Here is a 25,896-nt window from a genome sequence, read left to right on the forward strand (position 1 = left end):
TCCAGGCTATTTACGCTGTAAATTGGCCAGAATGGTCTCTAAAATATGCCTTGTACCAGGCGACCACCATTGTGCCAAGATCTTTTCTAACGTAACAGATTGATCGGCAGTCATCGCTGCAATTAATTCTTCACGGATATTGAGCTTGCTTTGCGACCAGGTATTGCTTTCCTGTTCCATAAACTTTTTAATTTTCCGCTCAGCCGCAGTAAGCAGGCTTTCATTCTTAACCAGCTCATCAATCAAGCCAACCTTTAAAGCTTCTTCCGGACTAAATAACTTCCCTGTTAATAAACTGCGGGTAGCTTCTCCTTTTCCAATCCAAAAGGAATACAATTGAAAAATGCTATTCGGAACGATAATGCCTACAGGCACCTCATTCAGTCCGATGATGTATTGACCTTCAGCCATTACTCTTGCATCGCAGGCCAAAGCGATTACACAACCTCCTGCGGGGCTATGCCCACTAATTGCGGCAACCATCGGCTTTTTAAAGGCCACCAGATTTGCTGTAAATTTAAAAAAGAGTTGAAAAAATGATTTTGCTTCGGCTTCATTGTAACCATAAAGTTCCACTAAATCTAAACCTGCAGAAAAAAATGGTGCTTTTCCGGTTAAGATGACACCACCGATATTGTCATCAGCAGCAATATTTTTAAGCATATCATCCAGTTCGGAAATTAATTCCCGACCCAGTGCGTTTGATTTCCCCTTATCGAGGGTAATGGTAGCCAGGCGGTCTTTTACACTTACTTTAATTGTATTCATATTAATAGTATCAGGATTTGAACATCAAGCACTGAAAAAATAAACTATGCTTGCATAATAACCAAATTTATCTATTTTTATTTATTTAACCTCATAAGTATACACTTTTCTTGCCAGATGACCGGAGGCATCTAAACCTTCAATGACCATTCGGTATGATCCGGGTTCATCAGCATTGTAAAACTCAAACCTGGCTTTTCCATCCTGCTGTGCGATGACCTGAGGATTCCAATAAATGGTTGTTCTTAAATCTTTGCCTTTGTTATTTGTTGCATCCTCATTATATTGTGGAGAATAGAACACCCGCGAAACCGAGAATCCCTTTGGATTTAAACTTACGATTCCAGGTGCATAACGGTTGTAATTGGATGTTCCCCCGCCTCTTTTAGTGGTAATAACCAGCACACCGCCCCCGCCTTGCGAACCATAAATTGCCGTGTTGCCGATACTTTTTAACAATTCTATAGATTCCACATCATTCGGAACGATATTATCCAGAAATTCGGATTCTACCCGCATCCCATCTAAAACAATTGACATGGGCGTATTCTGGCTTCTCATCAGGTATGGCACACTTCCCCTGAAAATCACCCCAGGCAAACGGCCCTGCAAACATTGCGATAAGGTAATACAGGTTGATAAATTTTCACTGGTCATGATAAAATCTGCACGACCTGCACCATTTAAATTCGCTGAATTTTTAGCCGGATTTTTCTTTTCTGTAATCGTCACCTCATCCAGTTTAATGGTTCTGCCCAATAAGCCTAAACGTGTCATTTCATTAAAGTAGTTATCGCTTTCTTTAATGTATTTCATCAGGCTGTTATTGACATTGATTTCTATATCAGGGCTGTTTTTGCTTTTTGTAACCACCTGACCTGGCACCATATCGATGTTAATATCTACAAATTTCCGCTCTGTTTTAGTGCGGGCCTGTACCACAAATTTGGTGCTGTCTCCAAAACTCAGGTGATCAAAAACAAACTTACCTTCTGCATTGGTTACCGTATCTATGATAAAAGTTGAACCTTTAGTAGCCATTAACATCACCTTTCCACCGGCAACCGGTTTGTTTCCCTTCATAATGGTACCGGATATGGCTAAAGATTTTTCTGCACCGTATGTTATGGAAGGACCAACTCCACTGATCACATTTTTCCATAAAAATCTTCTCCATCCCTGTGTGAGCAGTAAATTATCGAGTTCTTTTTGCGTAGCAACATCATCTTTTAAAAAATAATGGTTTGGTTTTTCCACATAGCCGGCAAGGTCTGAAGTTAACAGGAATGAGGTTAAAATATTGGTCTCATTGTCCTCATCAGGAGCGACTTTACTGGCATTGGTAACTGCCACAGAGAAACTGCTCACCTCGGGCTTTTGCTGATTTGTAGCATCGAACGTTACCGTTGTTTTTGCTTTTTTATTGTTTGAGACTGTTGTCGTATTTAAAGCGATATCCAGTTGATCTGCTTTATTTTTCACAAAAATCAGTCTTTCTGCTACAGGCTCATTAGTAGCGGAGAAAAGGGTGAATTGTACAATGCCACTTGGTAAATTCTTCTTCAGTATGTTAGCCATCAGCACCTGTTTATCCATTTTTGCTTTAGATACATAGCATATATTTCCGGCTTGCTGTCCTACTACTTTTAACTCTGCTCCGTTAACCAAATCAGCACTTGACATAATTTTAAGGGAAACTTTTGCTGTATCTAAATTATTAATCGCAATGGCATAACCGCTTTTTTGCGCTAACGGCATTTTAATATCCTTTGAAGAACCATCGGCAAACTTGATTTTAGCGGTATATACTTTACCGGCCTGGGCATTAAAAATAAAGTTGCCCATCCCAAGGTATGTGGTTTCAAAAGCGGTGACTTCCGCCCCTTTATCCTCAACGATTGTTCCTTTTACATTTTCACCGTGGCCAGCGGCATTTACCGCTTTAATGGCGATCTTCTGCGGCAAATCTTCTATTAAATTTCCACCTTCGGGCAGAAACTGAACATCAACATCATTTGAAGTAGATGTAATGGGGATTGATTTTACCACTTTCTGCTTATTATCCAGCGTAATGGTGGCTATAATTTTCCCTGATTTATTTGAATTTGCCGTTGTATTTACAAAAGTAATTACGGCATCACCATTTACATTCGTTTTTGTTTTTCCCTTTTCAACTGATTTATAATCCAGCTGTACATCATAACTTACCTCACTGTTTTTATAAGCTAAACCTACTTTATCCTCAAAATGAATGGTTGCTGTAACTTTATCCGTATTATTTTCTCTTTTGAAATCGTATTGTGTGTCAGTGAAAACCTTATTTGCCCAGCTATTTCCAATTTTTATACTTTTGTCGAAGAAAAAGGCTGTGCCGAAATTCCGCATGTAATTGGTATAAGCCCTGATGCGGTAATTGCCTTCAGAAAGCGTGTCAGCAAGTTTAAAATCCCCCCAGGTAATGCCACCCACTACAGGCAGTTTCAGCTGCTTTTTAACAGAATCTTTCTCGTTAATCAACTCTACATAAAGTATTTCACTTAAGGCTGATGGTGCCGAAGATTTGGCATCTAAAACATAGGCCTTGAACCAGATATCGTCGCCAATGGCGTAATAAGGCTTATCTAAATGAAGATGCACTTTCTCTTGCGGATATTTGTTGGTATAATCTTCCAGCTTCTTCAGTAGCTGTGTAAACGGATCATCGTCCATTTTAAAGGCTGAAAAGCCAAGGATTATCAACAGAAAACTGAGAACGAGCCTGATGCTTAATTTCATTTTAAGAAAGCTATAATAAAAATATGCCTCAAGGTACAAAACTCAAGGCATATAATAATGAAGGTATTATGAATTTTAGCTTAGAACTTATTCTTCCACATCATACTTTCTACGGGACGGGTTGTTTTATGATTATACTTTGCATTGCCCTTTGTATTGTACATGGTTTCAATGTTTCCTTCCACTACAAAGTAGATTAATTGCCCGATGGGCATGCCGGCATAAATCTTCACCGGTTGTGCAACTGATATCTCCAAAGTCCAGGTATTGCAGAAACCAACATCCCCTTTACCAGCGGTAGCATGGATATCGATACCCAGCCGGCCGGTGCTGCTTTTTCCTTCGAGAAAAGGCACATGGCTATGTGTTTCGGTATACTCCAGGGTTACCCCCAAATACAGCGTACCGGGATGGAGGATATAACCATCCTTCGGGATTTCAAAATGTTCGATCTCATTATGTGCTTTTGCATCTAAAATGCGGCTTTTATATGTAGCCAGGTATTTGCCTAAATGAACGTCATATGAATTAGTTCCCAGGCATTCGCGTTTAAAAGGCTCAATGATAATGGTACCCTTATCAATTTCTTCCAATATCCTTTTGTCAGATAATATCATTTTTATGCGTATTTTTGGCCTAAATTATTAATAAATTAAGATAATGTTGCATGCCAATCTCCAATTTTATAGATGCCAATAGTTTATAATAAAAATCTTGATGACCATTCGGTTCTGGCCATCTGGAAAATTGAAGAAACCGAGGAAGAAATGTTGGCCGGCCTCCAACTCAAGCAACACGAACGCGATATTATTTCTTCCTTCAATAACGGCAAAAGGCTCTTGCATTGGCTAAGTACGCGGCTTTTGCTGCGGAAAATGCTCAATACAGCCGATTATATTGATTGCCAGTTCGATGATGACGGCAAACCCTACCTGGTAAATTCTGATTATCAGATCTCATTAAGTCACTCTTATGATTATGCTGCAGTGATCATTAGTAAGGAATTTGCCGTTGGTGTAGATATTGAACTGATTAAACATAAGATTAAAAGCATTAAACATAAATTTCTGAGCGACATTGAACTTGCCCAGAAGCAAATTGGCAACAATACAGAAGGCCTCTATGTAGCCTGGTGTGCTAAAGAAGCCATCTATAAATGGCATGGCAAAAAAGGACTCGAATTTAAAAGAGATATTCATATTAAACCTTTTAAGCTAAAGGCTGAAGGAAATTTAAATGCCCTGGTGGAGTTACCGGGAGGCACCAGGGAATTAACGGTTAATTACTTTAAAACTAATGACGGTTATATGCTGGGTTATGTGGCAAACAAAGCGTAAAATTTGATAAAAATGAGTGAGTTGGAAGAAAAAGCCCTGGAAGTTAAACGGGTACCTACCCAATTTATCGATTGGGGTTTAACTGATTACCAGGATGCCTGGGACAGGCAGGAAAACCTGCTGAATAAAACAGTAGCCCTGAAAACCGAAAACAGGGTTAATGGTACGCAATTGCCTACACCTAACTACCTTATTTTTAACGAACACCCTCATGTTTATACTTTAGGTAAAAGCGGACATCCAGACAATTTATTACTGGATGAAGACGGTCTTATAGAAAAACAAGCTACTTATTATAAAATTAACCGTGGAGGAGACATTACCTATCACGGGCCCGGGCAAATTGTGGGTTATCCGATTCTGGACCTGGATAATTTTTTTACTGATATCCATTTGTACCTCCGCACGCTTGAAGAAGCTGTTATTTTAACCCTAAAAGATTATGGTATTGAATCTGGCCGCTACCCGGGCTATACTGGTGTATGGTTGGATGCAGACAATGAAAAAGCACGAAAAATTTGCGCCATGGGCGTTCGTTGCAGTCGCTGGGTAACCATGCACGGCTTTGCCTTTAATGTAAATGTAGACCTGGATTATTTTAAGAACATTGTACCCTGTGGTATTGATGATAAAGCAGTGACATCTTTAGAAAAAGAACTGGGCTATAAATTGGATATGGAAGCGGTAAAGGGTAAATTGAAGCAGCACATTGCTGATCTTTTTAAAATGAAACTCATATAACTACATCCAAAAAACAATCCTGATCATTTCAAAACCCCTGTAATTGGTTTTGCGTACATAAGAGCATGAAAGTTTTGTTTCCGGTTATTTTATTTTCTTTGCTAACTTGGGCTAGCACTACAAAAAAAAGCATGTTATCTACTGATCAAACCACACCAGCCGTCACCACGCCTGTACCTAAAGAAAAACTATCTTACCTGGCCCTGGGTGATTCCTATACCATTGGCGAAGCTGTGGCACCACAGGAATCCTTTCCTTTTCAGCTACAAGACTTATTAAGCGCAAAAAATTTAGATGTATCATCTCCAAGAATTATTGCCACAACGGGCTGGACTACCGATGAACTGCAAAGCGCCATTAAGCAGGCTGATATTCAAAAAAAATATGACTTCGTTACGCTATTAATCGGGGTGAATAATCAATATAGAGGTTACCCGATTGAGCGTTATAAAGAAGAGTTCTCCGCATTGTTACAAAACGCAATTGCTTTTGCCAGCGGGAGAAAAGATCGTGTTTTTGTGGTTTCTATCCCCGATTGGGGCAGTACTCCTTTTGGAAAAGGTTCAGGTAAAGACATTAACACCATTGCAAAAGAAATTGATGCATTTAATGCCGTTAATCAATCTATCGCGCTGGCGGCTGGCGTGAGTTATACCGATATTACACCTGCTTCAAGAAATGCAGCTACAGATTTAGGGCTCATAGCTAAAGATGGCTTACATCCCAGTGGTAAAATGTATGCCAGCTGGGCTGCTGAATTATCCCCAAAGGTTTTAAAAGCACTGGACTAATCAGACAAATAGTTAGGTAATTGTAAATAAAAATTTTACTTTAGTTTAACTATTTAAATCTAAAACCTTAAAAAAACAGAAAATTATGAATGAGTATGAAGCAAGCGGAATAGCCGCGGGAATTGGTACGGGTATGGTCATCTTATACCTGGCGATTATTGTACTATGGGTGGTTGGTATGTGGAAAGTATTTGAGAAAGCCGGGAAACCTGGCTGGGCGGCAATCATTCCGATTTACAATTTTATTGTAATGATTGAAATTGTTGGAAAACCAATGATCTGGGTGCTTTGGTTAATCCTTCCTTGTGTAAATTTTGTTTTTATCGTATGGCTATACAATTTGGTAAGCAAAAGCTTTGGTAAATCAGAAGGCTTTACTGTTGGAATGCTTCTATTTCCATACATTTTCTGGCCGATTTTAGGTTTTGGAGATGCTAAATACTTAGGCCCATCTGCAGCTGAAGCGCAAAACGGTGGTTTCGGAAACAATCCTTTCAATAACCCGAACAACCCGTTTAATACTCCAAATAATCCGTTCAACAACCCTAATGATCCTTTCGGGAATAAACAAAATCCGAATGATGGTCAGGGTAATGTTTAAACTCAATTGATTACAATGACATTTATATTTTGCAGCTCAATCAGCTTTTTTGATTGGCTGCAAAATCATTTATTAACCTGCCCTTTTAAAGCACTGACGGGAATTGATTGCCCCGGATGTGGTTTTCAACGATCATTGATTGCAATGTGCAAAGGTGACTTTGAAACCAGCTGGATGCTTTATCCTCCTACGATTCCACTAATATTTCTTTTCCTGACAGCCGGAATATTGTATAAATTTCCGGTCAAACATCAATCATTGGTGCTTAAAACACTTATGCTGATTGTAGGGAATTTCGTTATGATTTCTTATATCTATAAAATGTTTATCCAATAAGCTGGTTAAACACTCATGTTTGAAGTCAGGTGGCTATAATCCTTTAACACCGTTTCCAGGAATTGCAATTCATTCATCCCGGCAGGGATATTAACCAGAATATGTGCTTTGGTTTTGGCAGCCATAGTATAAATCAGCTCAGGGTTTCCGGTTTGGTAATAACTGGTTAACACCTCATGAACTAATTCTATATCACGATCGTTCAGGTGGAGCACTTCTTTAAAAACAGGCTGATATTCATCAGGCAGGCTAAAATTGAATGCCACATTCTGAATTTCGGTGCGGGGTTTCGTTTTAATAAGTGTGGTTTTTGCCAGAATATCCCCAACGCGCTGGTGATTTTCAGTGACTACCACAGCAATCAGCGCCACTACTCCCCAACCGAAAGGAATGCCAAAATCGACCATCCTGAATAACCACCTTAGAAGATACTGCCCAAAGGTAGGTTGGCTACCATCCAGGCTGATGACTTTTATTTTCAATGCCTTTTTGCCGAAGGTTTGTCCGTTCATAAACAGTTCGCAAACCAAATCGTAAAAAACAATCATCACGACATATAAAATCAGTACGACATATAAACCAGTTGACGACAGGCTGAAAGCTGCAATTAACCCGATAATGGTTGCCAGAAAATAAAGTACTGCAAAACCAGCCAGATCAATACACCGTGCAGCAATCCGTTCGCCCAAACCGGCAATTTCATATTCAATATCTATATTCTGGGCGGTACTGATTTTGATGGTATCCATATTTCAAACATAATTTTTTTTAAGGATAAATGCGCTTAACTACAATCAGTTTTTTTCTATTGCGGCAAACTAATCTTATGGATCGCTTTTTGTATCTGTTAAAATTTAACTATTTTAACCCGGGATTTGGATAGCCATTTAAATGAGAGAAGCATTATTTGTTAAACAGCATACAGAAAAATGGAAACGCTTTGAAGCGATACAACATGCCAATCCTGATGAAATGGCCAATCAGTTTATAGAAATAACGAATGATCTGGCTTATGCTAAAACATTTTATCCCAACTCTAAAACGACAGCTTATTTAAACGGGCTGGCCTCCAAACTGCATCAGTCGGTTTATAAAAACAAGAAAGAAAAATCAAACCGATTCTTCCATTTCTGGAAAACAGAACTTCCGCTTATCTTTTTCCTTCATAGAAAACAGATTCTGTATGCCCTGGTGTTTTTTTTAATTTCATGTACCATTGGTGCCTTATCTGCCAAATATGATGATACTTTTGTACGCCTGATTATGGGCGATGGTTATGTAAACATGACCAATGAAAATATTGCAAAAGGTGATCCCTTTGGGGTTTACAAACAGCAAAATGAATTCCTGATGTTTTTACAGATAGGCGCAAATAATATTTATGTTGCGCTTTACACCTTTATATTGGGCATTATTTTTTCATTCGGATCTGTTGTTTCCTTATTTAGAAATGGCATTATGCTGGGTTCATTCCAATATTTCTTTTTTAGCAAAGGACTGGGTTTACAGTCGGTACTGGTGATCTGGATTCATGGAACCCTGGAAATTTCTGCCATCGTTCTGGCAGGAGCTGCCGGCCTGGTTTTGGGAAATAGTTTTCTCTTCCCTAAAACCTATACCAGAATGGAATCTACCTTAAAAGGTGCAAAAAATGGATTAAAAATGGTACTGGGCCTGATCCCAATCTTTATTGTAGCCGCCTTTTTTGAAAGTTTTGTGACCCGCCATACCGAAATGCCAATGGCCATCAGCCTGATGATTTTGTTATCATCAGCTACATTTATCATCTGGTATGTTTTTATCTATCCATCAAAAATTAATCATAAACAAACGCTAATCAACTCATATGACTGAAAATATTGAATTTAAAAAACGAAGGGATTTTGGTCAGGTTATTAATGATACCTTCACCTTTATGCGGCAAAATTTTAAGCCACTGATTAAAACTTATTTTATCTTTTGCGGGCTGTTTGTGCTGGCCAGCATGTCTACCATGTTAATGCAGCAATATAAAACGGTTAACGTAATCAACACCATGGGTACGGGAGCTAGTTCGCCCGGACTCGGACTGTACGGAATTGAATATTTCCTTTCTATTATTTTTTCATTAGCCAGTTACGCCAGCATGACGGTGGCTATTCTTTCTTACCTTGCTATTTATGTACAAAAGGGGAATCAAACACCCACCACGGAAGAAGTTTGGGGATTCTTCAAATATTATTTCTGGAGGGTTTTTGGCAGTTCCATTTTACTCTTGCTGATGGTGCTGGTAGGCTTTATCTTTTGCCTCGTTCCTGGTTTTTACCTTTTCCCGTTTGTGGCCCTGATGTTTCCGATTATGGTGATTGAGAATGCCTCTTTATCTTATGCTTTCGGCAGGAGCTTTAAACTCATCAAAGATCATTTCTGGATTACTTTCGGAACTTTAATTGTGGTGTGGATTATTATTTACGCCTGTATGAGTATGATTGTATTGCCCACCACACTATTTGGTATGATCGGAATGTTTTCCAGTAAAGGAGTACACATGTCATTAACCTTAACCCTGATCAGTACTGTACTGCAGTCACTTTGCCAGGTATTTACGATTGTGCCCGTGATTACCATTACCCTCATGTATTTTAATTTAATTGAGGAAAAAGAAAATGTAGGTTTAATGGAAAGAATCTCAAATTTCGGAACTTCAGAAAAACCAATTGATACCCGCCCAGAAGAATACTAAAATGTCGAAATTTCTGCTCCATTATCTTCTTATTGGCTTACTCTTTTTTATGCCGGTCATCAGCAAAGCCCAGGCTCATGCTGCTAAACCAAAGCAGGAGAAACAGGAGATGAAAATCGATAGCAGCCAGATTACGCCATCGAAGTTCGACAAACGTGCCATCAGCGATTACAAAGAGCAAAAGGAATTTCAGTATGATCAGATTGAAGGCCAGCAACTCTCGCTTTGGGAAAGATTCTGGATGTGGTTCTGGAAAATGATCAGCAAAATATTTGTTGGCGCAGCATCTAATTCAGTGTCAAAATATTTCTTTATTAGCCTGGGTATTGCCTTACTGGCTTTTCTGGTTATTAAAATGATCGGTGCAAAAAATATCTTCAGCAAAAAACCGCTGGAAACCATTTTACCATACGACGTTTTAAACGAAAATATTCATGAAATAGATTACGATAAAGAACTACATCGCTTAATAAGCGAGGGTAAATTCCGGCTTGCCGTGAGGTTGCTGTATTTAAGGGCTTTAAAAAAATTGAGTGATGCCCAGCTGATTCAATGGCAACCAGATAAAACCAATTACAATTATTTAACGGAAATCAGCAAACCGGAACTAAAGAATGATTTTAGCCAGTTAACCCTTCAGTTTGATTACATCTGGTATGGAGATTTCCCCATAGACGAACAAAAATTTGAGCCGATAAAGCAATCATTTAACCATTTTAACAACCAGATAAAATGAGGAGCTTTAAAATTTACTTCGCGCTCGGATTAATACTGATTTTTGCCTATTTAATGGCGCAGTACAATAAGCCCGTACCTACCAATTGGGAGCCAACCTATCTTTCCACTGATAAAATTCCTTACGGCACTTATATTCTTCACCATAGAATAAAGGACATCATCCCCAATGCGAGTGTAAAGGCAACGCAGCAGACCATATACAATACCCTTAAAAACAGCCGGTATAATCAATCTGCCTATATCATTATAGCACAAAATGTGAATTTCGAAAAATATGAGTTCGAACAGATCAAAAAATATATGCAGGCCGGGAATGATTTGTTTATTGCCAGTTATGATTTTGGAAAACTCGAAAAATTCTTAAATTTCAATACTGCCGGCACCATCTCCAGAAATGGCAGTGCGCTAAATTTCACCAACCCTAATTTGAAAACCGATGCCAGTTATGGCTTTGAACGCGGTATAGGTACGCAGTATTTTGGCAATATTGATGCAAAGCAAACGATAGTTTTAGGCGTTAATGCCAGTCAGCAACCGAATTTTATCCGCTTTAACTTTGGTAAGGGATCACTGTTTCTGATTGCAGAACCCGGGTTTTATACAAATTTTGTATTGCTGGATAAATATGGAGCAGAGTATAGTGCGAAGACACTGAGTTATCTTCAAAAAAGGAAAACAGTCATTCTGGATGAATATTTCTCTGCAAAGAAGACTGAAACTACTGATGTTTTAAGGGTATTTTTTGCACATCCCGAATTGAAGTGGGCTTATTACCTGACCATCTTCAGCCTGATTATTTTTGTACTTTTTGAAATCAAACGCAAACAACGCATTATTCCGGTTGTAGATCCGATGACAAATACATCAGTTGAATTTGTAAACGTAGTAGGCAGTGTTTACTACCATGAAAGAAACAATCAGGATATTGCCATGAAGAAAATGAATTACTTTCTGGAATATTTACGATCCAGGTATTATATCAAAACGAATGAAATTGATGCGAATTTCGCTAAGCTGATGATGGAGAAAACAGGCATCAATGAACCATTGGCTAAAACCCTAACCAGGTATATGATGAATATGCCTGCCATGGCGAATTTAAGCGACCATGAACTTATTAATTTAAACCAAAGTATAGAACAGTTTTATCAAAATACGCAACGCAATGGAGCAGGAACAATTTAACCCACGCACGGATTTAAGCGTACTAAACGCAGCAGTAGATCAAATCAGAAATGTGTTGGGCAATATCATCGTCGGACAGAAGCAAGTAATCGACTTTCTGATTGTTGGCCTACTGGCTGATGGACATATCCTGATTGAAGGCGTGCCGGGAGTGGCCAAAACATTGAGCGCAAAGCTACTGGCCAAATCCATTGATGCACAATTTTCGCGGGTGCAGTTTACACCGGATTTAATGCCTTCAGATGTATTGGGAACACCTATATTTAATACCAAAACCGGTGACTTCGAATTTAGAAAAGGTCCGATTTTCGGAAATATCATTCTGGTAGATGAAATTAACCGTGCCCCGGCAAAAACACAATCGGCTTTGTTTGAGGTAATGGAAGAGCGGCAGGTTACCATTGATGGCGAAACTTACCTGATGGATGAACCCTTTATGGTGCTGGCTACCCAAAACCCTATCGAACAGGAAGGAACTTACCGTTTACCTGAAGCGCAGCTGGATCGGTTTTTATTTAAAATTGAAGTTAAATATCCTTCTCTGGAAGAAGAAACCGCTATTTTAATGGCGCAACACACGTTGGTAAATAAAAGCCTGGCGGCAGATGTTAAAGCGGTTTTATCAGTCCAACAAATTCAGGACGCCAGATCCATCATCCGGAGTCTGTTTGTAGAACCGAAATTACTGGAGTTCATTGCTAAAATTGTAAATGAAACCCGGAACAATCCATCGCTATATTTGGGTGCATCGCCAAGGGCATCTTTAGCGATTGTGCATAGTGCTAAAGCACTGGCAGCCATTCAAAACCGCGATTTTGTAACACCTGACGATATTATAGCAGTAGCTGTACCTGTGCTGGCACACCGGATTTTGCTCTCACCTGAAAAAGAAATGGAAGGTTTAACCACCAGCGACATCGTTCACCAGATTATTAAAAAGATAGAGGTACCCAGGTAGTTCAATAAAAAATGTTAACCGATTAAACCGTCAATCCTGTTTTGAAAAAATTCTTTCAGCAATATTATACAAACCTTTATCTGACAGACCGCCTGTTTGCGGCACTGGGATTTTGCATTATACTTTTCCTGCTGAGGTTCTTTTTCTCCTGGCTGGGCGAAATTCCAGAGATAGCATTAGGTGTGCTATTGGTATTATGGTTTATCGATATATTGATTCAGTACAGAAATTCGGAAGGGATTGAAGCGAAAAGAATCACCTCAAAACGTTTAAGCAATGGCGATGAAAATCCCGTTCAGATTGAGGTTAAAAATAAGTATGGCTTTAAAATAAAGCTTCGTGTAATAGACGAAATTCCATTTCAGTTTCAGCTGCGGAATAAAGATTTCAGACTAAGTTTGCAGCCTGGAGCCATTAAATCCATTCATTATAACCTTCGGCCTACCAAACGCGGGGAATATGATTTTGGCTTTATCAGGATTTTCACATCATCACCCATTGGTTTAATCAATCGACGGTATAACTTTGATGGTGCTAAAGTATTACCCGTTTATCCTTCCTTTATCCATCTGGGTAAATATGAATTGATGGCTGTTTCGCGCTACCTCACAGAATTTGGCATTAAAAAAATAAGAAAAGTTGGCCAAAGCAGTGAGTTTGATCAAATCAAAAACTATGTTGGCGGAGATGATATCCGAACCATTAACTGGAAAGCTACTGCGCGAAAAAGCGCATTAATGGTGAATACCTACACCGATGAACGTGCCCAGAATATTTATTGCATGATTGATAAATCAAGGGTGATGCGCATGCCTTTTGAAGGTTTAAGCTTACTGGATTATGCCATTAACGCCAGTGTGGCACTGTCTAAAGTGGCCATGCTGAAAGAAGATAAAGCAGGTTTAATTACCATATCAGAGACGATCGGAGCAATCGTTCCTGCCGACCGTAAATCTTCTCAGTTAGGCACCATCATGAATGTTTTGTATAAAGAGAAAACCCGATACCTGGAAAGCAATCTCGAAATTTTGTACAGTTCGGTAAGGACTGTCGTGAAACAACGTGGACTACTGGTATTTTTCACCAACTTTGAAAGTTTATCGGCATTGCAAAGACAACTTCCCTATTTAAAGAGAATAGCTAAATACCACTTGCTTTTGGTGGTTTTCTTTGAAAACACGGAATTAAAAGCATTGAGTACCGAACCGGCAAAAGATATAGAGGGCATTTACCACCAAACCATTGCTGAAAAATTTATCTATGAGAAAAAGTTAATGGTTAAAGAGCTGAATAAACATGGCATTCTTTCCGTACTTACACCACCGCAAAAGTTGACCGTGAACGTGATTAATCAGTACCTGGCTTTGAAAGCACAACAGCGGATTTAGTCTTTAGTCAGGAGTCCTAAGCCTATTCACTGACCTGAAAGGATTATAAGTATTTTAGATGTTTAGATTGCCGCTCGAAAACTGACGAAGTTTCTAGGCACACAACCCATCAAAACTTCATCAGCCGGAATAAATTACCGACTTTCAATAGTTTAAAGATGAGGTGATGAGGTTAAAGTCAGGTTAATCCTTTGCTTGAATTTATTAGTCTATTTACGCCCAAAACTCCAAACGCTTAACTCCGAACGCCAAACTTATCCCGCCTGGACTCCGGACTAATGACTAAAGACTCCCTATCACTCTTCTTCTCTAAAATACACTTTATAAAAATTCATCGATTTATCATCATCGTAACCTTTTTCAATCATGTCTTTATTGCCGTGGATGTAAATGTGGAAGTTTTTATCCAGCTTAAGCACACTTTTATAGGCCCTGGCTTGCTTCTTCACGGCTGATTCTGCAATCTCGAAATGATCAGCAATGGGTGATTCAAATTCCTCTTCGTAATTCTTTTTATAATTTTTGAAGGATTCAATTCCTTCAGCATTCCCAATTACTTCGTTTCCGAATTCTTCGATATCAAAAGTTTCCTTTTCCTTAAAATATTTCATGGAGCGGTTGAGGAGATCAATTTTATCGGCCTTGCTGATTTCATAATCATCATCCAGCTTCTGCGTGACAAAGTTTTTATAAACCCCCAAAACATTATTGGTTTGGTTATAACTGTCGTTCCTGATTTTTAGCTTTAAAAACTCATCCTTCCAGTATACGGCAGATTCGTTGCTGCTCTTCGATTGATCCAAAACCACTACTTTATAACCTTCTTCTTTTTCAGTATTAAAAATCAGGCAACCTTTATCCAGTTTATTGATGCTGATGGCATCTTGTTCATAGCTCATGTTAAAGCCATCATCTTTTGGAAAAACCTTCAGGTAAGTATCCTTTGTTTCTGATTTAAAAATCCCGAGTACGTCTAACTGTTCACCCTCAATCTGTACTTTTTCAAAGTAGGCCACATACATTTCTCCCGATTTTATTTTCGGGTGGTTAGCCACATCATATAAATATTTGGCCAGCTGCTGAGAATCTTCATGAAAAAGTTCGGTGTTCTCAAAAATTTCGTGTGCAAAATGATAAACCTCATTCAGGTTTAAATTATCATTAGGATGAAAGAAGTGGTAAACCTCATTTACTTTTTCAAAGGGTTTAAGAAAGTATTGCATTAACAAATTGCTCAAAACTTCATCATCTATCCTGAGCGGAGCATCAGATAATTTATAATATTCTTCAACCAGTTTATTACCCGTATGGTGAATGGAGAGTTGTTTCAGCGAAGCTTCGAAAAATGAGATCATAGCGGCAAAAATAGTAAAATCATTGGTTAACCTTCTCCGTCATCCCATCATTATACCATTCGGAATTCTATTATTTTTTAATATAAACTTCCGCCCTTTGTAGAAAAGTCTTTTCCTTTAAGCCTGCTTCAACCTCGTTTATGGCTTTCATTAAATTATTTTGCGTATTGGTAATATCTGCTGTGGCTTTAATAATCACCTCCCAAACGGGCTCCATGGCAGAAAGAAGGGTAGTTCCTTTTTCAGTAAGCTCAATCAGGCGCTTACGCGTATCTACTTTGTCTTTTTTAGACCGGATTAACTTTTCCTTCTCCAATTCTTTTAACAAACTAATGGTTGAAGGGTGCGCATAACCAATTTCATCAGAGAGGGAAACTACGCTCATGGTCGATTTTTTATATAAGGTATATAATACAGGAAACCATTTTGGCTGAAAATCTATTCCGAATGCTTTATAAATCAGCAAACCATCTTTGCGGATCTGATCACTTAGCCTTTGCAAGCGTGTAGATATCGCCAATAAACCAGAAGCATCAATTACATTTTGTTCCATTAAACAGATTTTAAATGAAGGCTGTAAAAAACATTGTCAACGGCCATCCGCGGAAAGTAAACGGGTAAATCTTCCATTGCGATGGGTTTAAACCCATTACGTTCATAGAAACGACAGGCTGCTTGCAGGATATCTCCGGTTCCTAAATAGATTTCATGCAAATTATTATCTTCACAAAAGGTTAAAAGGTTTTGAAGTAAAGTCTGCGCTACTCCTAATTCTTTCCCACGAAATTCTTTTTTAACAAACATCTTCCTGATGGTACCCGAATGATGGTTCGGTGCCGCAATTAAAGCAATGGTACCAATAAGTTCGCCTTTTAATATCGCTCCCCAAAAGGCTCCTCCAGAACCATCGTAATATTCCTCAATATCCAATAAATCAGGTTGGGCAGCTAAATCGATATCGACCTTAAATTCTATTTGCTGAATGGGCAGAATTAACCCTATAATCGCTTCACAGAAATGATTATCTAACCGTTCAATTTTAAAGTTGTTTTGCATTTATCAAAATTATAACACAAATATACGTAGTCAGCTACATATATCACAAATAAATATTATGTAGGTCAAATTTCTTGATAATGCACAGTTCATGGAAAGAAGGCTATTTGGTGTTCTTTAGTTTATTAATGAAGTCTACGAACTTTTGATCGTTGTAATTTGCCATTCCCTCATGCCGGAATGATAATCTGCCTTGCCGGTCAAAGATTACGGTTGTGGGCAAGGCACTTTCGAAAACCTGTTTCGGGATTTCACTGGCGAAGGCATATACGGGTAGTTCATACTGGCGGTCTGCGATGAACTCAGCAGATTTTTTAAGGTCTCCATCCGCATCTACAAAAATGAAAACGACATTTTTATCATTTTTAAATTGGGTAAATAATTTATGCAACGAGGGCATTTCTGCCCGGCACGGCGGACACCAGGTGGCCCAAAAATTCAGGAAAATGACCTTGCCTTTTAAATCTCCCAAGTCAACAAGTTTGCCTTTAATATCTTTAAATTTAATCCCATCCAAATCAGAAGCCGATGAAACCGTTTGTACCGGGTCGGGTGTGTAAAATCCGATAGTCATCAAACCACGCAGGAGAAATGCTTTCGCGTCAGGAACGAAGATAATCGTCAGCAAAAGCATGAAAAACAAAATATTTATACTATTTCTCTTAACTAATTTCATGTTTAAGCCTTTAAGCCAGCGAAAATCTGATCATTATGGACATATAATCAATGTTACTTTTCAAAGATATTGTTTTGATCAATAATTTATTACTTTTGAGCCATTGAAAAAGCATCAGCAAAATATTAGAAAATATTTTTCAGCATTTATGCTGTTTACCTTTGCTATTGCCTTAACGCCATGGAGCGTTTTACACCATCACCAGGAAATTCCTGTTTCTAAGAAGGAAGTCAACTGCCATCACCTGACCCACGTTCAGGCACATAGCGATACCTGCTTAGTTTGTAATGCCAGTTTTGAAAAGGATTATGTGCAAACCCATCAGGTTTACCGCATTTTTCTTTCTGCTACCATTTTTAGCCGGAAAGAGCCCGTACTCAAGAGTTCATATACCCAGTTACTCAGCACCAGCTTACGCGGTCCGCCTTTAGCCTGATTTCCTGAAAGGTACATCCCTTCTATATTATTTAATACCTGAGCAAGGCTTTCTAAGCTTTTAACTCACTATTCCCATTATTACGAATTAAAATCGTTTTGAATCTGCCCTGATGAAATATTTCGGTGGCCATTCATGATATTTATTATAAAAACAAAACAATGAAAAAATTACAGCTTATCGGCTTAGTGATTCTATATACCATATTCAGCAGTACGGTTTTCGCTGCCACTTTAAAAGACATTACCGGAAAAGTAACAGATGCCAGCAACAATCAGGCATTGCCGGGTGCATCTATTTATATCCCCGATTTAAAAGTGACTGCCGTAACCAATACAGCAGGTGAATTTACCATAAATAACCTGCCTGCAAAGGGAAGTTATCTGGTAGAGGTTCATTTTATTGGCTACAAAACAGCTACACAAATCGTAAACTTTGCTGAACCATCCAATTTAACTTTCGCCTTGCAGCCTACAGCAATAGAAACCAGGGAAATTGTTATTACCGGTAGCATCATCAGCAGTACCAGTAAACGAAACAGTGCATCATCGGCTGTATTAGATAAGGAGCAGTTACTGGCACCATCTACTAACCTGATTGATGCGTTGACCAAAATTCCAGGGGTATCACAAATTACCACCGGACCTTCTATATCAAAACCAGTCATCAGAGGGCTGGGCTATAACCGCATTGTTACTTTAGATGACGGGATTAAACAACAGGGCCAGCAATGGGGAGATGAACACGGAATTGAAATTGATCAGTTTAAATCAGACCGTGTGGAGGTTTTACGCGGAGCAGCTTCATTAATGTACGGATCGGATGCATTAGGTGGCGTAATTAATTTACTGGAGCCGAGTACAGCTCCGGATGGACAGGTAAAAGGGGAGTTGATCAGCAACTATTCTACCAATAATGGCCTAACAGCTAACTCTTTAATGTTGACCGGAAATGAGAATGGCTTTGTTTGGAGAGCCCGTGGCACCTACAAAAATGCTTATTCTTTTAAAACACCTACCGGATACTTCCCAAATTCAGGATACAATGAAACGGATTTTAGTGGTATGGTCGGACTGAATAAAAGCTGGGGATATACTCACCTGAACGTTTCCAATTTCCACAATAACATTGGATTTTATGATCCGTTTCTGGATGCCAATGGAAATTTTGTAAAGGAAAACGGAGATCCGTTTTTAAATTCTGAATTCAAAAGCCGTAGCTTAGATTATCCACGTCAGGACATCAGACATTTTAAAATTGCGTTAAATAATAACTTTATTCTGGGCAATGGTAATTTAAAGGCAGATTTTGGTTACCAGCAAAACCAACGTCGTGAACTGGAAGACGGGCCAAGTCCATCTTTATTCTTTGACCTGAAAACATATAATGCTGATTTGAAGTACTACATCCACGAAACCAATGGATGGCAACCTGTTTTTGGTTTAAGTGCAGATGCCGGACACAGCCAGAATAAAGCCAATGATGAATTTCTAATTCCAAATTACGATACTTATGGTTTAGGTGTATTTGCCTATGCCAAAAAGAACTGGGAAGATAATACTTTCAGCATTGGTGCCCGTTATGATTATCGTAAAAACAATGGCAAACAATTGTTTGTAGATAGCGAAGAACGCTTTGCTCCTTTCCAGAATAAGTTTTCCAATGTAAGTGGTGCTTTAGGTTTTACCCACCAATTTAATGATGAATTAAACTTTAAGGCCAATGCAGGTTCAGCTTTCCGTGCACCTAATCCGGCAGAACTGGCTTCTAATGGCGTACATGAAGGAACCTTCCGTTATGAAGTTGGTAATCCGAACCTGAGTCCAGAACGCAGTTATCAGGTAGATGCTGCTTTAGAATATGAAGGTAAAATCATTAGTGCAAGTGCTAGTGTGTACAACAACTATATCCGCAATTTTATTTACGCTTCAACCAATGGCGAAACGACCATTTCAGAAGGCAGCCAATATCCTGTTTACCGTTATGGCCAGGTGAATGCCAACTTATACGGTGCAGAAGCAAGCTTAACCATCCATCCGGTTCCCTTTATTCATTTCGAAAATACTTTTGGCTATGTTCATGCACATAATAGTACCTTAGACAGGCCTTTGGCTTTTATTCCTGCCGGAACATTGAGAAACGAACTTCGTTTTGAGCCTAAGTTTAAAGGGACTAATGATGCTTACTTATCTGTTGGCATTAACTCTGCGTTTAAACAAAATCGCGTGGATGAAACTTTTGAAACGCCAACGAGCGGATATACTCTACTAAATGCAGGCATCGGCGCAACCTTTAAATTAGGCAAACAACCTGTTAAGCTTTCTGTATCAGCAAATAACCTGCTTGATCAGAAATATTATGATGCTTTAAGCAGATATAAGCCAGGACGTTTGAGTTCTGAAAACCCTAATCTGGGCGTTTATAACACAGGCAGAAATATCACCTTTGGCTTGTATGTACCCTTTACGCTAGTGAAATAAATAATTTAACGACTATAAAAGCCGCAGATTCACAGATTAAATTCGGTGAGTTTGCGGCTTTCGTTTTTATGTAATACTTTACACATTGTAATGTACGGTAGGATTTAGTACCGGCGTGAAGCCATCTCCCTATGATAGATTGCTTCGTTGGCTGATAAAGCTGCCTGGCAAAGACGATTAGCTGAATCTCCTCGCTTAGAATATTATTTTAAACTCTTCGCAATGCTGAGTTGATTTTCTTTGATGCCTTTTGCCACCAAAGCGGCAATTTGTTTTGCCCCATCCAGGTTTAAATGGGTATCATCTTTCTTTCCATTAGGGTAATTTACATTTCCAGCATCCACATGCAGAAACAGTTTTACTGATTCTGCATCACCCAGGTTATTCAGTAACTGTTCTGTTTTAGCAAGCATATCAATCAAGGGTACTTTTAGGGAATCTGCTACTTGCCTGGTTATGGCAGGATAAGCACCATGGGTATCCTTCAAAATGCCGTTTTTAAAACTTCTCCTGGAGATTGGTGTAAGCAAAACGGGAATGCCCTTTTTACTTCTGGTTTCATTCACATAATTCACCAGGTTCATTTTAAAATCAGTTAAAGAAACGCCCACAGTGGGCTTGTCAATCTTTTCATCATTATGCCCGAACTCAATTAAAACGTAATCACCTGCTTTTAAATTTTCAAGGATGGGCTGCCAGTGGTTTTCTGCCCGGAAAGATTTTGTACTCCGTCCGTTCAGGGCCCTGTTCTCCACTTTAACATCACCATTAAAAAACGATTGTAGTTCCATACCCCAACCTGTTTCGGGATAAGCTTCCGGCTGCTTGTTCGCAGCTGTAGAATCACCAATAATGTAAAGTGTTGTTTGTTTTTGAATGAAGGAAAATCCACTCAGGATGATCAGGCTAGTTGCAGCAAAAAGGGCAAAAAATTTTGTTTTCATGTGCTAGTTTTTTATGGTGGGGTTCCAATGATCAGTGCTACTACTGAATATGTTTTTAACCGTATAATCTTTAGCTTCCTGATTCGTTAACTGCCTGCTCCAGTTTAATCTTGTATCCGGAGATGCGCCCGCACCAACGCTTTTGTATTCTGCATAAAAAGTAGTTTTCTCTTTATCGGGAAACATTTTATCGCCATTCCAGGCATTCCATCCTTCCGAAAGGATATGTTTGCCTAAATCACATTGGATGAAGACCGTTTTGGCAAAGGGCCTCCAGGGTCTGCCGAGATAAACCTTATTGACAGTTTGATCAGCGATCAGTTTACAATTAAGAAAGACTAAGCCAAATTTTTGATTTTTAGAAGTGGCGGCAGCTGTAACGTATGAATCACTTAAACTTTTTATTTCACAATGCTGAAATACGGCTGTAGCCTCCCCGAAAATAAAATCTGTAGTCCCTTCAATGATACAGTTTACATAATACTGCCTGCTTTTTTCTGTGGCGGCATACAGGGTATCCTGATGGCCTAAAAATTTACAGTTTCGCGCAACAAAGCGATCACCTTCTACATGAAGCGCAACGGCTTGTCCTACCCGGCCGGAAGAATTGATGATGGTCAGGTTTTCCAGCCTGCAATTATTGCCCTGAACCAGAACAGTATAAGAGGTATACGTGCTCATTTTTTCATTCCCAAAAGCATCTTTGTTCAAATTTATCTTTCCTGAATAATCATTGAAAGTAATAATGGTTTTTTCCCTGTTTTCTCCTACAATGCTGATATGGCTTTTCCAGGATGGGATAACCAGTTTTTCCTGATAGACTCCGTTCTTCACTAAAATTTTGACTTCCTTTTCACCCAAATCTCGAGTGGAATTTACAGCTTCCTGAATGGTTTTGTAGTTACCACTTCCATCTTGTGAAACAATTATTTCGGCCGGATACCTGGGATCCTGCGCATTGGCCTGCATAAAAAGCAAAGCCGGTATAAACAGGGCTATATATCTGAATAAAAGGATTCGATGCATATGCAGAAGGTTAAATCTAAGATTTAAAGATCAATAAAAAAGGGCAGAATAAATCCTGCCCTTTACTAAAATTGAGAGGCTTTAATATGTCCATCTTGGATCGCCAATCGCACCACCTGAATTACCTGCAGTTCTGAGTGTAGAAGTTGCCGGAAGAGAAAAATCAGTTGTTGTGGCAGACCACCCTAGGTTTTGTGTCTGGTTACTGGTTAATGTTGCCGTGCCAAAGGTTAAAGCTGTACCTCCGGTTAAAGCACTTGACAGGTTAAAGTAGTTACTGTTTGTAATACTCAATGTGCTTCCTGCGCCGGTTGACCTGATGGCAGCGGCATTCACGGTACCTGATTTTGGCGTATTTGCCAAAATGCTGTTTTGTATGGTAAATTTAATGGGGTTTGCAGCGGCATCCAGCAAGGCATATTTCGCATTCCCTCCAAAGCCATTAAAGGTTGAATTACTGATGGCTACAGATGGCACTACATCACCGGCATAAGTGGTACTCGCTGTAACCAAACCCGGACCGGCATTGTAAAATGTAGATTTAGATACACTGATGGTATTAAACTGCATTTTATTCACGTGGAAAGTGTAGTATGCTGAAGAACCATTCAGTCCCATTTCATAAACGATGGTATTATTTACTGAGATATTAGTTATTTTAAAATCCCTGGCGGCAGCTCCTCGGTCTCCACGGAGAAATGCTGTTGTAGCACCATGTACAATACAGTTTTCTACCACTACATTGGTGAAGGTTGCTGCTGAGCCATTTGCTGCCTGAGAACCAATGAAGTTGATAAAATAAAGTGCAGCTCCGGCCGTACCATCAAATTCGATTCCTGAAAGCGTAACACCTGCACCTGTACCCTCAAGATCTATTTCCTTATAATTGACTTTTGTATCGGATGGATTACCGGAAGTCGATTTTAGGGTAATGGTTTTCTGCGTAATAAATGAAGCAGTAGCCAGCGTGTAAGTGCCGGGATTTAATCCGATGATGGCACCATTAGCAGCATTGGTAATAGCTGTGGCCAGGTCATCACCAGGATTCAGTTTTACCGTGTAATTAGTCGGCAAAAGCGTGGTAAACGTTACAAGTCCTTTACTTTTGGTGCCGTCAAAAAGTTCTGCACTGTATAAAACCCCTGCTGTTATTCCACTAATGGTTTTAATACCGGCAGCTGCATCGGTAGTGCTAAGCGATGTTGTTATGGCAGCACCTGTAGCAGGAGTAAGTACAATTGAACTCAAACCTGCCGTTGGCTTAAAGCGAAGCATAATATTATTTTCTTTAATGTCGTTATCTCTTACGGCCAGAAACAATTGTGTGCCGCTCAACTGAAACACACTGCTTCTTACATATTTAGATTCAGGTTGATCAGCAGTGGCATTGGCCTTAATTCTGGCGTAATATTTTGTACGAACCGGAATATTGTCTTCAGTAACCGTTACCCCCGCTGTATCTGATGTTGCAGAGTATTTAATGGTTGCAAAGGTAGAATCGGTAGAGAAATCAATGCTGTATTTTAAAGTTTTACTTGTGGCCATTAATGGAATTGTCCAGGTTAATTTGGCTTGAGTTTCTCCGGCAGTAATTTTAACTTCACTAGGTTTAAATAGTCTGGCAGGTTCATCCGGCTGATCTTTCGATTTTTTACAGGCATTCAGTGCCATAGCCATTAAAATAAGTATGGCCAATCTGCTGCTGATCTGAGCTATTATTTTTTTCATTATTGATGTTTCTAAGCGTTAATAACCAAAGTTTTGTACCATGCTGGTATTTTCGATCAAAGCAGTTTTCGGATAAGGGAAAAGCTCTTTTTTATTGGCTTCGAAATAAAAGGCTATACCTGTTGAAGTGCTGGTAATTGAATTGTCTTCTGTTACTGATTTTCTCCAATTTTTGGTGGTGTATCCTGTTGGTGCCGAAGCAATACCCAATCCAGGCGAGGCAAAAACATTGTTGGGTGTACCGCCGTACAAATCTAAAGTGGCTACTTCATTTACACTGGTACCTAAAAGATAATTTCCTTCCTTCGCATAAATATAATCCGGAACTCCGGCATATGCGCCTGTTCCGGCAATTAGTGCCCTTATTTTGGCCCGCGTTTCTTCAAATTTACTTCCAAGCAAGTTCCACCTGATCAGGTCGTATTTCCTAATCGCTTCGCCTCCGAATTCCAATAACCGTTCTTTAACCAATGCATTAAAAAATTCGGTTTTAGAAGTTGGCGCAACAGGGATTTGTGTTTCAAAACCCAGGTAAGCCCGTTTTTGCACTTCCTGCAGGGCGCTTATTGCTGCAGCAGATGGCGCACCATTAATTTCATTATCGGCCTCTGCATACATTAACAATACATCCGCAAAACGGATCAAAGGCCAGTTAACACTGAAATTTTGTGCTGCGGAAGAACCATTATAGGCTGTCCACGACTTGCGGAATTTTCCATCCGTCATGGTAAAAAGCGTGTTGATGATCTTTTTTGAGGTAGCTGTAATTTCGAAGACGCCGATGGTTACGTCTCTGCGGCAATCTTTAGTGACATCGAAATCATAAAAATAAGTTGGAATGGCATTCATCCCGCCACCGCCCGTACCATAAGTAGAAGCGGCATTGAAACGGACTCCATTATAATAACCCAATTTACTATCGGTTGAAGCATTACTTCCAAAAGCGGCCACCTCAAACATCAGTTCATGTGCATCATCCAGTCGGGTTCCGTGCAGGGTTTTAAACACGTTTTCATAACTTGGATTTAAGCTGTGTTCCGACCTGTTATTCATGATATCCAGACACTCGTCAAATGCGATTTTATAATAAGTTAAGTAATCGCTGCTGCGCGTCATCTGATTCCGTTTCAGGGAGTAACCGCCACGCGCCAATGCTAAACGGGCCCGCAATGCTTTGATGGCACCTTTTGTAAAGCGAAAACTTCCATATTCAGTAATGCCACTTCTCCATGGCACCAGGTCTTCTGCCGTTTTTAAATCGGCAATAATTTTATCGTAGGTTTGATTACGGTCTACATTGGGACCATAAAGTGATTCCGCATCTGCTGATGGCACGAAAGATACCGGCACATCTCCCCAGTTGCGGATCAGTTCATGTAAAAATTGTGCCCTTAATGCCAAAGCTTCGCCCAGATAGCGTTTCATAATGGTTTTATCCGCCTCTGATCCATTGTTATAAAGTTTGGAAGCCGGAATGTATTTAATACAGATATTGGCACGCTCTACCCCCTGATAGAGTTGCAGAAATGGATTGGTAAGATCTGTATTATCAGCACTTGCTCCATACATACTTATTCCACGGCGATCAGAAGAACTGTAGCTCCCTGAGGTTCTGAAATCATCAGCACTGACGCCAAATAAGGTAGAGATCCGGTTGCCATATCCGTTATCACCACAAAGCCTGTTGTACACACCAATAATAGCTGCATTGGTGTTGGCAGTGCTTTCAAAAACCACATCCGGTGAGGAGGTAGATGGAGATTGCACATCCAAATATTTTTTACAGGCGGTATTGAAGCAAACTGCTGCAATTATGAAGACCATTAAAGCAGATTTTATAAATTTATTGTTCATT

25 protein-coding genes are annotated in these 25,896 nt (G+C 39.4%); 13 read left to right on the plus strand and 12 right to left on the minus strand.

Annotated features, from left to right (window positions below; all coding sequences use genetic code 11):
• Positions 1-6: 6 nt before the first annotated feature.
• From OQX64_RS13245 to dcd, 3 genes are all read right to left on the minus strand, one after another.
• Complete coding sequence (locus tag OQX64_RS13245) at positions 7-768, minus strand: enoyl-CoA hydratase/isomerase family protein (protein WP_265819143.1); 762 nt, start codon at positions 766-768, stop codon at positions 7-9.
• An 81-nt stretch (positions 769-849) separates the two neighbouring features.
• Positions 850-3,543 carry a TonB-dependent receptor plug domain-containing protein gene (locus OQX64_RS13250; RefSeq protein WP_265819144.1) on the minus strand — a complete coding sequence of 898 codons (2,694 nt, stop codon included), beginning with the start codon at positions 3,541-3,543 and terminating at the stop codon, positions 850-852.
• Positions 3,544-3,623: 80 nt separating this feature from the next.
• On the minus strand, positions 3,624-4,160 hold the full coding sequence (gene dcd, locus OQX64_RS13255) for a dCTP deaminase (RefSeq protein WP_088299623.1): 537 nt from the start codon (positions 4,158-4,160) through the stop codon (positions 3,624-3,626).
• A 72-nt stretch (positions 4,161-4,232) separates the two neighbouring features.
• Between dcd and OQX64_RS13260 the strand changes: the two genes are divergently transcribed.
• From OQX64_RS13260 to OQX64_RS22455, 5 genes are all read left to right on the plus strand, one after another.
• Entirely contained in the window at positions 4,233-4,880 is a 648-nt protein-coding gene (locus OQX64_RS13260; protein WP_265819145.1) for a 4'-phosphopantetheinyl transferase family protein, read from the plus strand.
• A 12-nt stretch (positions 4,881-4,892) separates the two neighbouring features.
• Positions 4,893-5,621 carry a lipoyl(octanoyl) transferase LipB gene (gene lipB, locus OQX64_RS13265; RefSeq protein WP_088299625.1) on the plus strand — a complete coding sequence of 243 codons (729 nt, stop codon included), beginning with the start codon at positions 4,893-4,895 and terminating at the stop codon, positions 5,619-5,621.
• 131 nt (positions 5,622-5,752) lie between these two features.
• Positions 5,753-6,412, plus strand: a complete 660-nt coding sequence (locus OQX64_RS13270) for an SGNH/GDSL hydrolase family protein (protein WP_265819146.1) — start codon at positions 5,753-5,755, stop codon at positions 6,410-6,412.
• 85 nt (positions 6,413-6,497) lie between these two features.
• Positions 6,498-7,013 carry a DUF5684 domain-containing protein gene (locus OQX64_RS13275; protein WP_265819147.1) on the plus strand — a complete coding sequence of 172 codons (516 nt, stop codon included), beginning with the start codon at positions 6,498-6,500 and terminating at the stop codon, positions 7,011-7,013.
• A 15-nt stretch (positions 7,014-7,028) separates the two neighbouring features.
• Positions 7,029-7,349, plus strand: a complete 321-nt coding sequence (locus OQX64_RS22455) for a DUF2752 domain-containing protein (RefSeq protein WP_265819148.1) — start codon at positions 7,029-7,031, stop codon at positions 7,347-7,349.
• 5 nt (positions 7,350-7,354) lie between these two features.
• Here the strand turns inward: OQX64_RS22455 and OQX64_RS13285 are convergent, their stop codons facing one another.
• On the minus strand, positions 7,355-8,098 hold the full coding sequence (locus OQX64_RS13285; RefSeq protein WP_265819149.1) for an RDD family protein: 744 nt from the start codon (positions 8,096-8,098) through the stop codon (positions 7,355-7,357).
• A gap of 142 nt (positions 8,099-8,240) precedes the next feature.
• Between OQX64_RS13285 and OQX64_RS13290 the strand changes: the two genes are divergently transcribed.
• Genes OQX64_RS13290 through OQX64_RS13315 form a run of 6 tightly spaced genes read left to right on the plus strand, consistent with a single transcriptional unit; the run spans position 8,241 to position 14,340 of the window.
• On the plus strand, positions 8,241-9,203 hold the full coding sequence (locus tag OQX64_RS13290) for a stage II sporulation protein M (protein ID WP_265819150.1): 963 nt from the start codon (positions 8,241-8,243) through the stop codon (positions 9,201-9,203).
• On the plus strand, positions 9,196-10,071 hold the full coding sequence (locus OQX64_RS13295) for a hypothetical protein (RefSeq protein ID WP_088299631.1): 876 nt from the start codon (positions 9,196-9,198) through the stop codon (positions 10,069-10,071). Before OQX64_RS13290 ends, OQX64_RS13295 begins: the two co-directional genes overlap by 8 nt.
• A gap of 1 nt (position 10,072) precedes the next feature.
• Positions 10,073-10,807, plus strand: coding sequence for a DUF4129 domain-containing protein (locus OQX64_RS13300; RefSeq protein WP_088299632.1), 735 nt, complete (start codon positions 10,073-10,075; stop codon positions 10,805-10,807).
• Entirely contained in the window at positions 10,804-11,994 is a 1,191-nt protein-coding gene (locus OQX64_RS13305; RefSeq protein ID WP_265819151.1) for a DUF4350 domain-containing protein, read from the plus strand. Before OQX64_RS13300 ends, OQX64_RS13305 begins: the two co-directional genes overlap by 4 nt.
• Positions 11,975-12,952, plus strand: coding sequence for an AAA family ATPase (locus OQX64_RS13310; protein ID WP_088299634.1), 978 nt, complete (start codon positions 11,975-11,977; stop codon positions 12,950-12,952). The genes OQX64_RS13305 and OQX64_RS13310 overlap by 20 nt, the downstream gene beginning before the upstream one ends.
• A gap of 41 nt (positions 12,953-12,993) precedes the next feature.
• Entirely contained in the window at positions 12,994-14,340 is a 1,347-nt protein-coding gene (locus tag OQX64_RS13315) for a DUF58 domain-containing protein (protein WP_265819152.1), read from the plus strand.
• Positions 14,341-14,636: 296 nt separating this feature from the next.
• Here the strand turns inward: OQX64_RS13315 and OQX64_RS13320 are convergent, their stop codons facing one another.
• From OQX64_RS13320 to OQX64_RS13335, 4 genes are all read right to left on the minus strand, one after another.
• Entirely contained in the window at positions 14,637-15,695 is a 1,059-nt protein-coding gene (locus OQX64_RS13320; protein ID WP_265819153.1) for a nucleoid-associated protein, read from the minus strand.
• A 70-nt stretch (positions 15,696-15,765) separates the two neighbouring features.
• Positions 15,766-16,248: a MarR family winged helix-turn-helix transcriptional regulator gene (locus OQX64_RS13325; protein WP_088299637.1), complete on the minus strand. Its 483-nt coding sequence runs from the start codon at positions 16,246-16,248 to the stop codon at positions 15,766-15,768.
• On the minus strand, positions 16,248-16,751 hold the full coding sequence (locus OQX64_RS13330) for a GNAT family N-acetyltransferase (RefSeq protein ID WP_265819154.1): 504 nt from the start codon (positions 16,749-16,751) through the stop codon (positions 16,248-16,250). The genes OQX64_RS13325 and OQX64_RS13330 overlap by 1 nt, the downstream gene beginning before the upstream one ends.
• A 103-nt stretch (positions 16,752-16,854) precedes the next feature.
• Positions 16,855-17,427, minus strand: a complete 573-nt coding sequence (locus OQX64_RS13335) for a TlpA family protein disulfide reductase (protein ID WP_265819155.1) — start codon at positions 17,425-17,427, stop codon at positions 16,855-16,857.
• Positions 17,428-17,530: 103 nt separating this feature from the next.
• On the opposite strand from OQX64_RS13335, the gene OQX64_RS13340 reads away from it, so the two are divergent.
• Both OQX64_RS13340 and OQX64_RS13345 read left to right on the plus strand, forming a co-directional pair.
• The gene (locus OQX64_RS13340) at positions 17,531-17,863 is read left to right on the plus strand and encodes a hypothetical protein (protein WP_088299640.1); all 333 of its coding nucleotides are present in this window, start codon (positions 17,531-17,533) and stop codon (positions 17,861-17,863) included.
• Positions 17,864-18,024: 161 nt separating this feature from the next.
• Positions 18,025-20,343, plus strand: a complete 2,319-nt coding sequence (locus OQX64_RS13345) for a TonB-dependent receptor (protein ID WP_265819156.1) — start codon at positions 18,025-18,027, stop codon at positions 20,341-20,343.
• 203 nt (positions 20,344-20,546) lie between these two features.
• Here the strand turns inward: OQX64_RS13345 and OQX64_RS13350 are convergent, their stop codons facing one another.
• The 4 genes from OQX64_RS13350 to OQX64_RS13365 form a co-directional block, all read right to left on the minus strand.
• Positions 20,547-21,287: a rhamnogalacturonan acetylesterase gene (locus OQX64_RS13350; protein ID WP_088299641.1), complete on the minus strand. Its 741-nt coding sequence runs from the start codon at positions 21,285-21,287 to the stop codon at positions 20,547-20,549.
• A 3-nt stretch (positions 21,288-21,290) separates the two neighbouring features.
• On the minus strand, positions 21,291-22,313 hold the full coding sequence (locus OQX64_RS13355; RefSeq protein WP_265819157.1) for a pectinesterase family protein: 1,023 nt from the start codon (positions 22,311-22,313) through the stop codon (positions 21,291-21,293).
• A gap of 81 nt (positions 22,314-22,394) precedes the next feature.
• On the minus strand, positions 22,395-24,041 hold the full coding sequence (locus tag OQX64_RS13360; RefSeq protein WP_265819158.1) for a DUF4957 domain-containing protein: 1,647 nt from the start codon (positions 24,039-24,041) through the stop codon (positions 22,395-22,397).
• A gap of 18 nt (positions 24,042-24,059) precedes the next feature.
• Entirely contained in the window at positions 24,060-25,895 is a 1,836-nt protein-coding gene (locus OQX64_RS13365) for a RagB/SusD family nutrient uptake outer membrane protein (protein WP_265819159.1), read from the minus strand.
• Position 25,896: the final 1 nt, after the last annotated feature.

It is taken from the genome of Pedobacter sp. GR22-10 (genome assembly GCF_026239715.1).
GTDB lineage: Bacteria > Bacteroidota > Bacteroidia > Sphingobacteriales > Sphingobacteriaceae > Pedobacter.